We start from the raw sequence: 14,637 nt of genomic DNA, 5'->3' as shown, positions 1-14,637 counted from the left end.
TTCACGGCCCTGCCCTTCACGAAAGAGACCCACCCCATGGAACGCATTCCGCACTACATCAACGGCGCCCTGATTTCCGACGCCGAGCGCTTCGGCCCCGTCTTCAACCCCGCCACCGGCGAGCAGGAGAAAGAGGTCGCCCTGGCCTCCGCCGCCCGCGTCGAGGAGGCCGTCGCGGCCGCCCGCGCCGCCCTGCCCGGCTGGCGCGCCACGAGCCTGGCCAAGCGCACCGGCATTTTCTTCAAGGTCCGTGAACTGCTCATGCAGCGCCGGCCCGAACTGGCGGCCCTGCTGACCAGCGAGCACGGCAAGGTCCTCTCGGATGCGGAAGGTGAAATCACCCGCGGCCTGGAGAACATCGAATTCGCCACCGGGCTGGCCCACATGCTTAAGGGCGAGCGCTCCGAGCAGGTCTCCGGCGGCGTCGATGTCCACTCGGTCCGCCAGCCGGTCGGCGTCGTCGCCTGCATCACGCCGTTCAACTTCCCCGCCATGGTGCCGTTGTGGATGATCGGCAGCGCCCTGGCCTGCGGCAACACCGTGTTGCTCAAGCCCAGCGAAAAGGACCCGTCCTCCGCCATCTTCATCGCCCAGATCTTCGCCGAGGCCGGACTGCCGGCGGGCGTGCTCAACGTGGTCCACGGCGACAAGGAGGCCGTGGACGTGCTGCTGGAACACCCGGACGTCAAGGCGATCAGCTTTGTCGGCTCGACGCCGATCGCGCAGTCCATCTACCAGCGCGCCGCCGATCACGGCAAGCGCGTCCAGGCCCTGGGAGGCGCGAAGAACCACATGGTGGTCCTGCCCGATGCGGACCTCAACATGGCCGCGGACGCCGCTGTCTCGGCCGCCTACGGTTCCGCCGGGGAGCGCTGCATGGCAGTCAGTGTCCTGGTCGCCGTCGGCAGCATCGCCGATGAACTGGTGGACGCGATCAGCACCCGCATGGCCACGCTAACCATCGGCCCGGGCACGGACCCGGCCTCCCAGATGGGCCCGCTCATCACAGCCGAGCACCGTGACAAGGTGGCCTCCTACGTTGCCGGCGCGGCCAACGAAGGCGCCACCGTGGTGGTGGACGGCCGCGAGCACGAATTCGACTCCAACGGCTTCTTCATCGGCGTGAGCCTGATCGACCACGTCAAGCCCGGCATGAAGGTCTACGACGACGAGATCTTCGGCCCCGTCCTCTCGGTGGTCCGTGTCGAGACGTACGCCGACGCCGTGAAGCTGGTCAACGACAACGAGTTCGGCAACGGCGTGGCGATCTTCACCCGCGACGGCGGCGCCGCCCGGCAGTTCGAATTCGACGTCGAGGCCGGCATGGTGGGCGTCAACGTGCCCATCCCGGTGCCGGTGGGCACGTTCTCCTTCGGCGGCTGGAAGAACTCCCTCTTCGGCGACACCCACATGTACGGCCCGGAGAGCATCCGCTTCTACACCCGCGGCAAGGTTGTCACCACCCGCTGGCCGGACCCGTCCACCTCGGTGATCGACCTCGGCTTCCCCCAGGTCGACTGACACTTCACCGCTCCAAGCAACGCGGGGTCACTTCGCGCCCATCCGGCACCGGATCATGGGCCGCAAGTGGCCCCTCGTTGCTTTCCGGCTCCGGGATTAGAGTAGGCAGGCAGGGAGGGCCACGATCCGGGAGGCACCATGACCACGCTCATCAACCGCCCCAACACGGCACTGCTCGTCGTCGACATGCAGGTCGGCGTCGTCGCGGAGGCTTACCGCCGTAACGACGTCGTCGCGACCATCGCCGCCCTCGTGGACAAGGCGCGCGGCGCCGGGGTTGACGTCGTCTGGGTGCAGCACAACGGCGAGGAACTCCCGCGCGGCAGCGACGGCTGGCAGTATGTGCCGGAGCTCGCGCGGCGCGATTCAGAGCCGCTCGTGGCGAAGGAGTACAGCGACGCGTTCGAGGCGACCGACCTGGAGGCCGTGCTGGCCGCCCGCGGCATCGGCCGCTTCTTCCTGGCCGGTGCGCAGACCGACGAGTGCATTCGCTCCACCCTCCACGGCGCGATCACCCGCGGCTACGATGTCACGCTGGTCGCCGACGCCCACACCACCGAGGACCTGACCGAATTTGGCGCACCGCCGCCGGAGCTGGTGGTGGCCCACACCAATTTGTACTGGCAGTACCACAAGGCTCCCGGGCGGACGGCCGGAACGGTCAACGCAGCCGACGTCGACTTCGCTAGCCCTGCAGGAGCCTAGCCCTTCATGATTTCAGCGCGCTGGGCCATGTAGTCCTCCATGGACAGCTTGCCGTCGCTGTACTGCTGGTCGAGTTCGGCCAGCTTGCGGGCACGGTAGCCCTGCGCTGGCGACGGCGCCTGGGGCACCTCGGGAGTCTGCGGCTGTCCGGCTGCCGGCGCCGGTTCGTGCCGCTGCGGAGGGTTGTTCAGGTACTCAGGGCTGTCCTCGTAGGGAACGGGGGACTGGTAGCCGGCCGGACCCGGGTACTGCTGACCGGGGTACGGCTGGTTCGGGAACGGCTGGTTGGGGAACCGGGGACTGGGGTACGGCTCGTTGCCCGGTCCCGGCTGCCTCGGGGCGCCCAGCTGGCCGAAGCCACCAAAGTAGTCCTGCTGTGTGTAGCCGTCCCGCGGCTGGTTGCCCTGGTTGCCGGGGTTGTTCTGGTTTCCGGGGAACCCGCCGAATTGCCCCGGCGTGCCCTGGTTCCGGCCGCGGGCGGACCTGCGGTAGAGGCGCATGGCCACGGGAATCAGGAACGACAACACGATGATCCAGAAGAACATGCTGCTCACGGTATGGGGCCTTTCAGCTGCTGGGCCTTCTCATCTGCGGGCTCATCTATAGGGCCGGAGAAGTGTTCTTCCAGCTTATGCCCCGCAGGCTCAGGACCGCACCGCATCCTCGGCGCCGGGCGGACCTTCGCCGGAGCCGAGCGGAACGCCGGGACCGAACACCGGGCCGGCCAGGGGCCGCTTGGCCGTCACGCCGTCGCCCGAGGAGCGGTGCCGCAGCCGCCGCACCACCCAGGGGACAAAATACTCCTTGGCCCACACAAGGTCGCCGCTGCGCGCCTCGCGCCAACCGCGTTGCGGCAGCGGTTTGGGGGCGAGGGGCCGGAGGGTGTGCTCGACGTTCAGCGAGTCCAGCACCATGGCCGCGATGGTGTGGTGGCCCAGCGGTGAGAAGTGCAGCCGGTCAGCATTCCACATCTGCGGGTCATTGAGCTGGCGCAGGGACCACATGTCCGCGATCACGGCGTCGTGGCGCGCGGCGATGGTACGCAGGTTCTCGTTGTAGATGGCCACCTTGCTGCGGATCCGGCCCAGCACCGTGGAGCCCGTGTCAGGGCCGTTGAACAGGACCACGGTGGCGCCGCCCAGGCTCAGGATCTGCACCACCGAGTCCAGCTTTTCGGCCAGCACGTCCGGATCCCCGCCCGGGCGGATGAGGTCGTTGCCGCCGGCGGAGAGCGTGATGAGATCCGGCTTGAGGGACAGACAGTGCGCCATCTGCTGGTCCACGATCTGCTGCAGGAGCCGGCCGCGGACGGCCAGGTTGGCGTACGCGAAGTCGTTGTGCCCGCGGCTGAGTTCCTCGGCGACCCGGTCTGCCCAGCCCCGGTGGCCGCCCGGGCTGGCCGGTTCAGGGTCGCCGATGCCTTCCGTGAAAGAGTCGCCCATGGCCACATAGCGGGTCCACGGGTGGGTTACGACGGTGTCGGCTGAGGGGTCCGGTGAATTTTCCATGGCTTCGGTTTCGCTCACCCCCATATCCTGCACTGTTCACGTTAAGCTACGCCACCGTAGGTTGTTACCGCTGGGTAACTGTAAGAATGGTTCCATGACTCACGCTGATGCCCTCCCGGCCCCTGTCGTTCTTTGGTCCAAGCCGGAGCAGGAGCGGGCCGGCAAACCGTTGCTGGTCCTGCTGCATGGCTACGGCGCCAACGAACAGGATCTGCTCAGCCTGGCGGAGATGCTCCCGCAGGATTTCGCAGTGGCCTCGTTGCGCGCCCCGCTTCCCATGGGCCCGGGCTTCACATGGTTCCCGCTGACAGCGTCCATTGACTATTCGCTCGACGCCGTCAAGGTCGCCGCCGCGTATGTCCAGGACTGGCTCGACGGCGTCAAAGCCAACCACCCGTCGGTGACGCTGCTGGGGTTCTCGATGGGCATGGCCATGGCCACCACGTTGCTGCGGCAGCGGCCGGCTGACTTCGCCGCCGTCGTCGGCCTGTCAGGGTTTGTCGTCGACGCCGGCGAGGACCCCAGCTTCCGCGACGGCGAACTGGACGGCACCGTGCCGCTGTTCTGGGGCCGGGACCAGCAGGACCCGGCGATCACCGCAGACAAGATTGACTACACCATCGGCTGGGTCCGCAAGCACGTGAAGCTCACCAAGGTCCTTTACACGGGCATGTGGCACGGCATCAACCAGCAGGAAATCGGCCACGTCTCGGAGTTCCTCACGCACGTGGTGCTCAACTCCAAGAAGTAGGTGCGCCCGTAGACGTCAGGCGCGCCACATGAATGAGGTGCGCTCGGGTGGCTAGGAGGCGGCGGGCGCGCTGATCCGCACGGTCCGGCCGCTCACGGTGACGGTGTCGCCGTCGTGAAGCTGGCGGCCGCGGCGCTCGTCGATTTCGCCATTGACCTTGACCAGCCCGTTCTTGATCAGTTCTGCGGCCTCCACACCGTCTTCCACCAGATTCGCAAGCTTCAGCAGCTGGCCCAGCCGGATCATGCTGTCGCGGATGGTGATGTCTTCGAATTCCGGATTGCTCATACAAGCAATGATGCCTGACCTAAGGTGGCACCAATGACCCACACCCCCCGGCTCCCGCTGATCGTGGGCCTTCCCATGGCCGTCGCGACCGGACTGTTCATCCCGGTCCAGGGCCGGATCAACGGCGCCCTCGGGGTGGCGCTTGGGGACGGAATCGGCGCCGCCGTCGTCAGCTTCAGCACCGGGCTGGTGGTGATGACGGCCATTTCGCTGGCACTGCCCAAAGGACGGGCCGGGCTGGCGCGGATCCTGCCGGCCGTGCGCGAGCGGCAGTTTCCGCCCTTTTACGTGATGGCCGGCTGCATTGGGGCCGTCTTCGTCTTCGCCCAGTCCTTCACCGTGGGACTGCTCGGCGTCGCCCTCTTCACGGTGGCCGCCGTGACGGGACAGACCCTCAGCGGCCTGCTGGTGGACCGGATGGGGATCGGACCGGCGGGGAAGAGGCCCATTACCGGCATCCGGGTGCTCGGCAGCGTGCTCACCGTCGCCGCCGTCGCCTGGGCGGTCTCGCCCAGGTTCAGCGCCGGGGAATCCGTGCTGCAGTTGTTTGTGCCCGTGCTGCTGCCGCTCCTGGCCGGGTTCCTGATGAGTTTCCAGCAGGCCATGAACGGCACAGCCACCGTGCACTATGGCACCCCCATCGCCGCGACGTTGGTGAACTTCATCGCCGGAGCCGCCCTGTTGTGGGCGGCGTGGCTGATCAAACTCGCGGTGGCCGGCGCCGGCAACCCCCTGCCGGCGCAGTGGTGGTATTACCTTGGCGGCCCGCTCGGCTGCATCTTCATCGGCATCGGCGCCCTCCTGGTCCGCAGCCTGGGCGTGCTGGTCACCGGCCTCGGGATGATCGCCGGTCAGCTGCTGGGATCCCTCGGACTGGACCTGATACTGCCGGTGCCCGGAACTGTGATCGCGCTCCCGACAGTCCTGGGCACCGTGCTGACGCTCGGCGCCATCATCCTGGCCACGCTGCCCTGGCCCCGCGGGGCGCTGAAGCGGTAGCGGGCCGGTAGGCTTGGAGTTTGCATCGCACTGTTCGTTTCCCCCGTCTCGTTTCCCCCGTCCGGCAACCAGCCGGTGACCCGGGGCTGACACCGCGGACCGCACCCAGCGGCCCTGTACAAAATTGGAGTTCCCATGGCAGCAAAATCCGTCCTTGACCAGATTATTTCCCTCGCCAAGCGCCGGGGATTCGTTTTCCAGGCCGGTGAAATCTATGGTGGCTCCCGTTCTGCCTGGGACTACGGGCCGCTCGGCGCCGAGCTCAAGGAAAACATCAAGCGCCAGTGGTGGCAGTCCGTGGTCCGCGGCCGCGAAGACGTTGTAGGCCTGGATTCCTCCGTCATCCTGCCCCGCCAGGTCTGGGAAGCTTCCGGCCATGTCGATGTCTTCTCCGACCCGCTGGTGGAGTGCCTGTCCTGCCACAAGCGCTACCGCGCGGACCACCTCGAAGAAGAGTACGAGGAGAAGAAGGGCCGTCCGGCCGAGAACGGCCTCAAGGACATCGCCTGCGCCAACTGCGGCACCCGCGGCCAGTGGACGGAGCCCCACGAATTCTCCGGCCTGCTCAAGACCTACCTCGGCCCCGTTGCCAGCGAGGAGGGCCTGCACTACCTGCGGCCCGAAACCGCCCAGGGCATCTTCGTGAACTTCGGCAACGTCCTGACCACCTCGCGGAAGAAGCCGCCGTTCGGCATCGGCCAGATCGGCAAGTCGTTCCGCAACGAGATCACGCCCGGCAACTTCATCTTCCGCACCCGCGAGTTCGAGCAGATGGAGATGGAATTCTTCGTCGAGCCCGGCACCGACGAGCAGTGGCACGAGTACTGGATGAAGGAACGCATGTCCTGGTACACGGGCCTGGGCATCCGCGACGAGAACCTGCGCTTCTTCGAGCACCCGCTGGACAAGCTCAGCCACTACTCCAAGGGCACCACCGACATCGAATACCGGTTCGGCTTCCAGGGCTCGGAGTGGGGCGAGCTCGAGGGCATCGCCAACCGCACCGACTTTGACCTCTCCACCCACGCCAAGGCCTCCGGCGCGGACCTGAGCTACTTCAACCAGGCCACCAACGAGCGCTACACCCCGTACGTGATCGAGCCCGCCGCCGGCCTCACCCGCTCGTTCATGGCCTTCATGATCGATGCCTACACCGAGGACGAGGCCCCCAACGCCAAGGGCGGCGTGGACATCCGCACCGTGCTCAAGCTCGATCCCCGCCTGGCTCCGGTGAAGGCCGCCGTGCTGCCGCTGAGCCGCAACGAGGACCTGTCCCCGAAGGCCAAGGACCTCGCGGCCCAGCTGCGCAAGAGCTGGAACATCGAGTTTGACGACGCCGGCGCCATCGGCCGCCGCTACCGCCGCCAGGACGAGATCGGCACCCCGTTCTGCATCACCGTGGACTTCGAGACCCTGGACGACCAGGCCGTCACCATCCGCGAACGCGACACCATGAGCCAGGAACGCGTTTCCCTGGACAAGGTGGAGGGTTACCTGGCCGCACGGCTGATCGGCGCCTGATCATGGCCATCGCATACCGGGAATGGCGGGAGGGCGACGACCTCGCGCTGCTGGAGATCTGGGGCGGTCCTGAGACGGTCCAGGCCGGACAGTTCCGCGGCACGCTTGCGCCCTCGGGCAATTCCCCGTGGCGCCGCTGCATCGTGGCCGAGGACGTCGTGGACGGCGTCGCCATTCCCGTGGCGGCTGCCGTGGTCCACGAGGCCTCGCTGCACCCGGAACGGCTCTGGGCGTATGTCGAGGTCGCCCGGGACCACCGCCGCGCCGGCCTCGGGTCCACTCTGCTGACCATGCTGCGGCACGAGGCCGCCCAGGCGCCGTCGGGCGTGTCCAAACTGCGCTGCAAAGTGGAGCCGGGCACCCCCGGGGCGGCGTTTGCCGAGGCCGCGGGCCTGGCCCCGATCCAGCGCTCCCGCCTCGTCGTCGTTGACCCGGCGCCGCTCAAGCTGCCGGTGTTCGGCGACGGTTCGGAGTCCGCGGCCACTGATCAGGTCGAAGACCTGGCCACGGGCTCGGTGGAGCTCAGCGACGTCGTGGGACGCTACTACACGGCCGTGCACGGCTGGGACAGCCCGGGGGAGCTGAGCGTTGCCGCAGTGCAGCGTTTGTTCCTGGATGAGCTCAGCGGCGCCCACGGAGCGATCGTGCTGCGGGCGCCCAAGGCCAGTGCCTTCGGGCACGGCATCGCGGCGAGCCGGAAGGGCCGGCTGGAGGGGTTCGCCATCAGCTACGCCCAGGGAATTCCCGGGGCCGACGCCGACGGTGCCGGTGCGGACGCGTCGGCCGGGCCAACTGAAGTCTTCCTCGGACACGAACTCAAGCTCGACACGGATCAAGCCCGGGCCGCCGTCCGGGACCTTCTGGCCCTGATCGCCTACCAGCACCCGGTGATGCTGGAACTGGACGACGCGATGACCGCCCTGCGCGCCGTCGTCGAACCGCTGCTCGAGAGCGGAAAAGCCCATGTCCAGGGCTCGGAAACCCTGGTCGTCTCCGACGCGGCGTAGGCCTTTACCAAACTGACCCGCAGCCACAGCTGCGGGTCAGTTTGGTTAAGCACAGTTACCGTCAAACACCTTTTCTGTCAGACACCGTTATTTGGGGATCACCGGCGGCACGAACTCGAATGTCATGCCCAGCAGCCAGACCAGCAGCAGGACCACCGGCAGGTGGAACACGAACTGCAGGAAAGTGAAGCCCACCAGGTCCCGGGCGCGCAGCCTCAGCACCGCGAGCAGGTCGACTCCGAGGCCCCCGGCAGCGCGGATCGAGCCGCCCTGGGGCGCTGCATTTTGTACCCCATGGAGCTTAGTCAAGGCGATGGTGGAAACCGGTCTTATCGGCGCCTGGCACCTGCGCGCCGCGGACCGTCGGCCTCGTCGAGCCGGCGCCGTTCCTCCTCCGTCGGGGCGCCGCCACCGAGCCCGGCCGGCATCCACCAGGCACCGGGCGCGGGTTGCAGGGGGAAGTCGGCCATGCCGACGTCGATCCCGTCCTGGAGCGTCTTGGCCAGGCGTGCCGTGGCCGGCCGGGCGTCGTCGGCCGGGCCCGGGAGCGAGCCCGGAAGGATCTGCTCGCCCACGTGGATGCGGACCGGGGCGCGCCAGGCGCGCCGCGGCGAGAAGGCATGATGGCGGGTCAGCAGCCGGTGGGCGCCCCAGATGGAGACCGGGATGATCGGCACGCCGGCTTCGGCGGCCATTCGCACGGCACCGGTCTTGCATTCGCGCACCGTGAAGCTGCGGCTCACGCCCGCCTCGGGCAGGATGGCGATGTACTCGCCCTCCCTCAGCCGGGCGACCGCGGCGTCGTAGGCGCGGGCTCCCGATCCGTACCCGACCACAACATGCCCGGCTGCACTGACCGCGGGCCCGGCAAACCAGTGGTCGGCGGCTCCCTGCGTGACGAGGAAGCGCAGCTGGGCCCGGTTGTGCCACCACAGCAGCATCTCGGCGAAGGCAAAGTCGAGGTAGCCGAAGTGCGTGATCGCGACGACGGCACCCTGGCCGGGCACCACCGGCCGCGACGGGCACCGGTGGGCGGCACCGCGGGCGCCGTCTCGGGTGGAAGCTTTGAGCGGCCCGGGCTGGAGCAGGTGCTCCCGGCCCGTGACGAGGACGCGGATCCGGAACAGCCAGCGCAGCGCCAGCCCGGTGCGGACGATGAATCGGTAGAAACGGTCGTTGGGTTCCGGCCGCCAGCTCAGGCGCCGCCACCTCAGGGTCCGCCAGTTCAGGCGCCGCCAGTTCAGGGCAGGCCGGCCCTGTCCCGGGCCGCGCATGTCAGTGCCCCACGGTCCGCCGCCGGGGCGGCAAGGGCAGGAAACCGGAGGTGGATTCGATGTATTCCTTGTAGCCGGGCCGTGCGGCCATCGCCTTTTCCGTCAGCGGCTTCCCGGTCTTGCCGGCAAGAGTCCAGATCATCAGGGCGGGGGAGAGGACGGTCAGCACGCCGGGCCAGGAATCGGCGGCCACGAGGAAGAGCCCGGCCCAGACGGCGGCGTCGCCGAAGTAGTTGGGGTGGCGGGTATAGCGCCACAGCCCAGTGTTGAGGACGGTGCCACGCCTGGCGGGATCGGCCTTGAACTGCGTCAGCTGCCAATCGCCGGCCGTCTCGAACACGAAGCCAAGGATCCAGAGCAGGACACCGGCGAACGCGAGCCAACCCAGGGTTCCGGTGGCGAACATGCCGACCTGGATGGTGAGCGAGACGAAGAACATCACCACACCCTGGGGCAGGTAGACCCGCCGCAGGGCGTAGACGTTGCGTGATCCGGGTGCTGCGGAGAGCATGTCCACATACCGTGGGTCCTCGTGGCCGCCGCGTGCACGGAGCCCGATGTGGACGGCGAGGCGGATGCCCCAGACCGCGACCAGGACAAGGAGCAGCAGCCGGCGGCCGGCGTCGCCGTATCCGGCGGAGAGCACCCAGGAGATGCCGGCCACCACCACGAAGCCCAGGCCCCAGACGGTGTCGATAACGGAGTGCCGGTTCTGCCGCACGGCAACCGCGAAGGTCAGGCCCAGCAGCAACACGAGTCCCGCGATGACCCACGGCAGGCTGGCCAGGAAGGCATCAAGCGGGAACGTCGGCATCACAGCACCACCGGCAGGCGTGTTCCGGCCGCCGGCGGGGCGCTGCGCAGCGCGCTGCGTAAGGCGTCCGTGGCGCCGGAGACATCAGCCCCCGTGGCCTCGCCGAAGGCATCCAGGACGAAACCGTTCGCCAGCACGTTCCACAGTGCCAACCGGCGGATCATGAAATGGCCGGCACCCTTGAGGGAGACGTAGTCAAAGGACGCGGCGACGCCCTCGGCGCGACGGGCATAGTCCAGCGAGTTCGCCGGGCTGGTCCAGCGGTCGTCGGTGCCGTGGACGATCAGGACCCGGCGGCCGGCGACGGGTTGGACCGGGGTTTTGTGATTGAGCCATGGGGCGAGCGCGACGACGGCCTCGACTTGCGGGTCGTCGGCCACGCACAGCGCCGTGAGACCGCCCATGGAGTGGCCCAGCAGGTACACCGGCACGCCAGGATGCTCCTGGCTGATCCGGGCGAGCGCCCAGCGGGCATCATGAACGGGGGACATGTCTTCCCCGTTCCAGCCGCGATACCGGTTGCGCAGGGTCCACACAGCCAGCCCGTGCGGGCCGCCCTGCCTGTTCAGTGCCCGGGCGAAGGGCCGCATCCGGGCCGGGCTCAGGTGCCGGCCGCGGACCGCGTCGTAGCTGTCGGCCCGCCCGCCGTGCAGGACCAAGGCAACTGCGCGGGTTTCCCCGGCGGCTTCGGCGATTCTCAGCACGGCCTTGGCGGTGGGCCCGGATCGGCCCGCCCCCGGCTCGCGGTCGTCTAGTTTACGCATGGCCACGCGTGTGTCCTTCCGTCCTTCGTCCGTCAATAACCAACCCTAGGTTGCAGCCTCCGCCCGTCAAGGCAGCTGGTGCCTAGTGTGGATTCGGAGCCGGTGCCCGCGGTGATGGGTGCGGCCGGCAGGCGCGCATTTTGACGGCGCCCTTGACGGGGAAATGCGGGAGGAGTAGGCATGTGCAGGTAAACCTCCGGGCGCCACGCCGGCTGGGAGCGCAGAGAACCGTCCGGGTCGAATCTCACGACGAAATCGGCGGTAAACGAAATGAACGGAACAGCCCTCGATAGCCTGCGCGAGCAAGTCCGAGGCCAGATCATTACGCCTGGTGACGCGGACTACGACGCGGCGCGTGCGGTGTACAACGGCATGATCGACAAGCGGCCGGCCGCGGTGGTCCGCGTATCCCAGGTGGCGGATGTCATAGCCTGCGTCAACTTCGCCCGGGACAATTCCCTGGACCTTGCCATCCGCGGCGGAGGCCACAGCGCTCCCGGATTTGGCACCTGGGACGACGCCCTGGTCATCGATTTTTCGAACACATCCGGCGTCCGGGTCGATCCGGCAAACAAGACGGCGAGGTCCGAGGCCGGCGCAACCTGGGCCGACTTCAACCACGCCACGCACGCCTTCGGGCTGGCGACGACGGGCGGCATCATCGGCTCGACGGGCGTCGCAGGGCTCACACTGGGCGGCGGCATTGGCTACCTCGCGCGGAAGTATGGGCTCAGTTGCGACAACCTGATCGCTGCCGACGTCGTTACAGCGGACGGTAAGTTCCTAACTGCCAGTGAAAGCGAGAATGAGGACCTGTTCTGGGCGCTGCGCGGCGGCGGCGGGAACTTCGGCGTGGTGACGTCGCTGGAATACCGGCTGCACCCGGTGGATATGGTTCACGCCGGCATCATCATCTATCCGATGGAGCATGCAGAAACTGTGGCGAAGTTCTACCGGGATCATATGGACTCCGCGCCCGAGGAACTGGGGGTCTTCCTGGCATTTGCCATGGGGCCGCCTGTACCATTCCTGCCCGAGGAATGGCACGGCAAACCGGTGGCTGTGGTAGTCGGCATGTGGACGGGCGATCAGGCCGCGGGTCCCGCCCAATGGCAGCCCTTCCTCGATATCGCTCCCGTGGCGGGTTCCATGGTGGGGCCGATGCCCTACCCGGCTCTGAACCAGGCCTTCGACCCCCTGATGCCCAAGGGTCTGCAGGCCTACTGGAAAGCCGATTTCCTCGCGGAGCTCAGTGACGGAGCCATCGCCGCGCACCTCGACTTTGGGAGCAGAGTACCCAGCGTGCAAACCGCCGTGCACTTGTATCCCATTGACGGAGCAGTGCAGCGAGTAGGTGCGGACGATACGGCATTCGCAAACCGGAACGTCAAGTTCGCGCCGGTGATTGCGGGCATCTGGCAGGACCCGGCGGAGAACGAGGCAAACATCGCCTGGGTCAAGGAATATGCGGCGGCACTGCGCCCCTACTCGGCGCCGGGCGGCTACATCAACTTCATGGACCGTGATGACTTGCCCCGGGTCGCGGAGAATTACGGGCCCAACTTCAGCAGGCTCCGGGAGGTCAAAGCCAAGTACGATCCCCAGAACCTCTTCCACATCAACCAGAACATCCCGCCGGCGTAACCTCGATGTCCTGCCGGCACTCCGGCACGCCGGGGCACGCCGCACACCGGGGCACGCCGCATCTGCGCGGCGTGTCCCGTCATCCGTCCGGACAGCCCCCGCCCACGCCGTAAAGTTTTCGGCATGAGGTTGAACTGCTGATGGGCGCTGGACACTCGCACTCTCACACTGACGATGTCGAGCCCACACCCCAGACGCTCGCGGCGCGGAAGAAGGCCAACTGGATCCTGGCTGCCATCCTGATCCCGCTGACGCTGCTGACCCTGGCGGCCATGGCCTTCATGTGGCCGTCGGGAAGCAAGGAGGGCATCACCTTGGCCAGCCCCTACGCCGCGGCCCCGGGCGTGACGTTCGACACCGGCAAGATCCAGCGGGTCGTCGTCGGCAGCTGTTCGGATGCCCAGGCCGGCGGTGACGCCGCGGCGCAGGGCACACCCGGTTCCGGCACCACCCCGCAGCCCCCGAACGAGGGCTCGCAATGCACGTTCGCCTACACCGAGCCGGACAAGGGCGGCAACCCGGTGAAGGTGGTCATCAACCCGGACATCGCGAAATCCCACGGTGTGAAGCCCGGGGACAACATCCGCTACCTGAACCTCTCCAAGGTGCAGGGCGCCGACGGCCAGGACGCGCCGGCCTATGTCTTTGTCGACTTTGTCCGGACACTGCCCATCATCTTCCTGGCCGTGCTTTACGCCGTCGTCGTGATCGCGGTGGCGCGCTGGCGTGGCCTGCGGGCCCTGATCGGACTGGTCGGCGCTTATGTCGTGCTTGTCTCGTTCATGCTGCCCGGGCTGGTCGAGGGGAAGCCGCCGCTGCTCCTGGCGCTCGTGGGGTCCACGGTGATCATGATCGGGGTGCTCTACTTCGCCCACGGCTTTTCCGCCCGCACGTCGACGGCGCTGCTCGGGACGATGTTCGGCCTCGCCATTACGGCGCTGCTGGCGGCCTGGGCCACCGACGCCGCAAACCTCGCCGGTGTGGGCAGCCACGACGCCGCTACGCTCACCAACATGTCAGACAACATCTCGATCTCCGGCATCATCCTGTGCGGACTGATCATTTCCGGTCTGGGCGTGCTCAATGACGTCACCATCACGCAGTCGTCGGCCGTCTGGGAACTGTGGGAACTCGCCCCGGAAACCAGTGCGCGGCAGCTCTTCACGTCCGCGATGCGGATCGGCCGGGACCACATCGCCTCCACGGTCTACACCATTGCATTTGCCTACGCCGGCGCGGCCCTGCCGATCCTGATCCTGGTCATGCTCTATGAGCGCCCGCTCGGGGACGCCCTCACCAGCGCCGAACTCTCCGAGGAAGTCATCAGAACCCTCGTCGGCTCCGTTGGGCTCGTCCTGGCCGTGCCGGTCACCACGCTCATCGCCGTGCTGGTGGTCAAGGCCACGGGGATTAAGGGCGGCGCGGTTAAGGGCGGGGAGTCCGCATCAATCGAGCCCGACTGGGTCGGGTCCGACGGCGGCGGGTCAGGCTGGAGCGAATCCGACGGGATCGCGCCGGACGGGTTCGCGGCCGACGGGTTCGAGCCGGACGGCGCCGGTGCCGGTCCTGCCACGCGCCGCGGGCGGCGTGCCGCACTGCGGGGCTGACGCGGGCCCTGGCGGCACGCGAAAGTTTCCACATAGCCGGTCATTTCCACATAACCGGAGCGGGACCGGGCCGATTTGCCCGTCTTTGAGACAATGGACGGGTGACTGTTGTAGCAACGCCTCCCGCCCCCAAGCTGGAACTCCCGCCCCTGAAGCTGGGCCCGATCACCGTGGACACCCCCGTGATCCTGGCTCCCATGGCGGGCATCACCAACTCCGCCTTCCGCAGGCTGT

The 14,637-nt window shown here is 67.8% G+C and carries 15 protein-coding genes and 1 pseudogene; 9 read left to right on the top strand and 7 right to left on the bottom strand.

All coding sequences use genetic code 11. From position 1 onward, the window contains the following. The first annotated feature begins 36 nt into the window (after positions 1 to 36). Together LQV16_RS10105 and LQV16_RS10100 are read left to right on the top strand one after the other, a co-directional pair. A complete protein-coding gene (locus LQV16_RS10105) occupies positions 37 to 1,521 on the top strand; it encodes a CoA-acylating methylmalonate-semialdehyde dehydrogenase (RefSeq protein WP_229993754.1) in 1,485 nt (494 codons plus the stop codon). 138 nt (positions 1,522 to 1,659) lie between these two features. Beyond that, complete coding sequence (locus LQV16_RS10100; protein WP_229993753.1) at positions 1,660 to 2,226, top strand: isochorismatase family protein; 567 nt, start codon at positions 1,660 to 1,662, stop codon at positions 2,224 to 2,226. Here the strand turns inward: LQV16_RS10100 and LQV16_RS10095 are convergent. Together LQV16_RS10095 and LQV16_RS10090 are read right to left on the bottom strand one after the other, a co-directional pair. Further along, positions 2,223 to 2,771 carry a hypothetical protein gene (locus LQV16_RS10095; protein WP_229993786.1) on the bottom strand — a complete coding sequence of 183 codons (549 nt, stop codon included), beginning with the start codon at positions 2,769 to 2,771 and terminating at the stop codon, positions 2,223 to 2,225. The genes LQV16_RS10100 and LQV16_RS10095 overlap by 4 nt on opposite strands. A 99-nt stretch (positions 2,772 to 2,870) precedes the next feature. Beyond that, positions 2,871 to 3,734 carry an SGNH/GDSL hydrolase family protein gene (locus tag LQV16_RS10090; RefSeq protein ID WP_229993785.1) on the bottom strand — a complete coding sequence of 288 codons (864 nt, stop codon included), beginning with the start codon at positions 3,732 to 3,734 and terminating at the stop codon, positions 2,871 to 2,873. Positions 3,735 to 3,828: 94 nt separating this feature from the next. Between LQV16_RS10090 and LQV16_RS10085 the strand changes: the two genes are divergently transcribed. Continuing rightward, complete coding sequence (locus tag LQV16_RS10085) at positions 3,829 to 4,485, top strand: phospholipase (protein WP_229993752.1); 657 nt, start codon at positions 3,829 to 3,831, stop codon at positions 4,483 to 4,485. 51 nt (positions 4,486 to 4,536) lie between these two features. On the opposite strand, the gene LQV16_RS10080 is transcribed toward LQV16_RS10085, so the two are convergent. Next, on the bottom strand, positions 4,537 to 4,773 hold the full coding sequence (locus LQV16_RS10080) for an RNA-binding S4 domain-containing protein (RefSeq protein WP_229993751.1): 237 nt from the start codon (positions 4,771 to 4,773) through the stop codon (positions 4,537 to 4,539). Positions 4,774 to 4,806: 33 nt separating this feature from the next. Here LQV16_RS10080 and LQV16_RS10075 point away from each other — a divergent pair, with 33 nt between their 5' ends. From LQV16_RS10075 to LQV16_RS10065, 3 genes are all read left to right on the top strand, one after another. Beyond that, complete coding sequence (locus LQV16_RS10075; protein WP_229993750.1) at positions 4,807 to 5,772, top strand: DMT family transporter; 966 nt, start codon at positions 4,807 to 4,809, stop codon at positions 5,770 to 5,772. Between the two features lie 135 nt (positions 5,773 to 5,907). Further along, positions 5,908 to 7,293: a glycine--tRNA ligase gene (locus LQV16_RS10070; protein ID WP_229993749.1), complete on the top strand. Its 1,386-nt coding sequence runs from the start codon at positions 5,908 to 5,910 to the stop codon at positions 7,291 to 7,293. 2 nt (positions 7,294 to 7,295) lie between these two features. Continuing rightward, positions 7,296 to 8,300, top strand: coding sequence for a GNAT family N-acetyltransferase (locus LQV16_RS10065; protein ID WP_229993748.1), 1,005 nt, complete (start codon positions 7,296 to 7,298; stop codon positions 8,298 to 8,300). Between the two features lie 87 nt (positions 8,301 to 8,387). Here the strand turns inward: LQV16_RS10065 and LQV16_RS10060 are convergent, their stop codons facing one another. The 4 genes from LQV16_RS10060 to LQV16_RS10045 form a co-directional block, all read right to left on the bottom strand. After that, entirely contained in the window at positions 8,388 to 8,609 is a 222-nt protein-coding gene (locus LQV16_RS10060) for a hypothetical protein (protein WP_229993747.1), read from the bottom strand. A gap of 20 nt (positions 8,610 to 8,629) precedes the next feature. Next, complete coding sequence (locus LQV16_RS10055) at positions 8,630 to 9,499, bottom strand: lysophospholipid acyltransferase family protein (protein WP_229993784.1); 870 nt, start codon at positions 9,497 to 9,499, stop codon at positions 8,630 to 8,632. Between the two features lie 76 nt (positions 9,500 to 9,575). Then, positions 9,576 to 10,388, bottom strand: a complete 813-nt coding sequence (locus LQV16_RS10050; protein WP_229993746.1) for a DUF1295 domain-containing protein — start codon at positions 10,386 to 10,388, stop codon at positions 9,576 to 9,578. After that, complete coding sequence (locus tag LQV16_RS10045; protein WP_229993783.1) at positions 10,388 to 11,152, bottom strand: alpha/beta fold hydrolase; 765 nt, start codon at positions 11,150 to 11,152, stop codon at positions 10,388 to 10,390. Before LQV16_RS10045 ends, LQV16_RS10050 begins: the two co-directional genes overlap by 1 nt. Positions 11,153 to 11,422: 270 nt before the next feature. On the opposite strand from LQV16_RS10045, the gene LQV16_RS10040 reads away from it, so the two are divergent. The 3 genes and pseudogenes from LQV16_RS10040 to LQV16_RS10030 form a co-directional block, all read left to right on the top strand. After that, positions 11,423 to 12,796, top strand: a complete 1,374-nt coding sequence (locus LQV16_RS10040; protein ID WP_229993745.1) for an FAD-binding oxidoreductase — start codon at positions 11,423 to 11,425, stop codon at positions 12,794 to 12,796. A gap of 140 nt (positions 12,797 to 12,936) precedes the next feature. Next, positions 12,937 to 14,403 (top strand): YibE/F family protein, encoded by a 1,467-nt coding sequence (locus tag LQV16_RS10035; RefSeq protein ID WP_229993744.1) that lies wholly within the window; start codon positions 12,937 to 12,939, stop codon positions 14,401 to 14,403. A gap of 101 nt (positions 14,404 to 14,504) precedes the next feature. Next, positions 14,505 to 14,637: pseudogene (locus LQV16_RS10030) on the top strand (tRNA dihydrouridine synthase DusB); the annotation flags it as partial.

The sequence above is a fragment of the Arthrobacter sp. Bi26 genome, from assembly GCF_918697925.1.
GTDB lineage: Bacteria > Actinomycetota > Actinomycetes > Actinomycetales > Micrococcaceae > Arthrobacter.
This window is presented reverse-complemented; position numbering and strand designations above follow the sequence as displayed.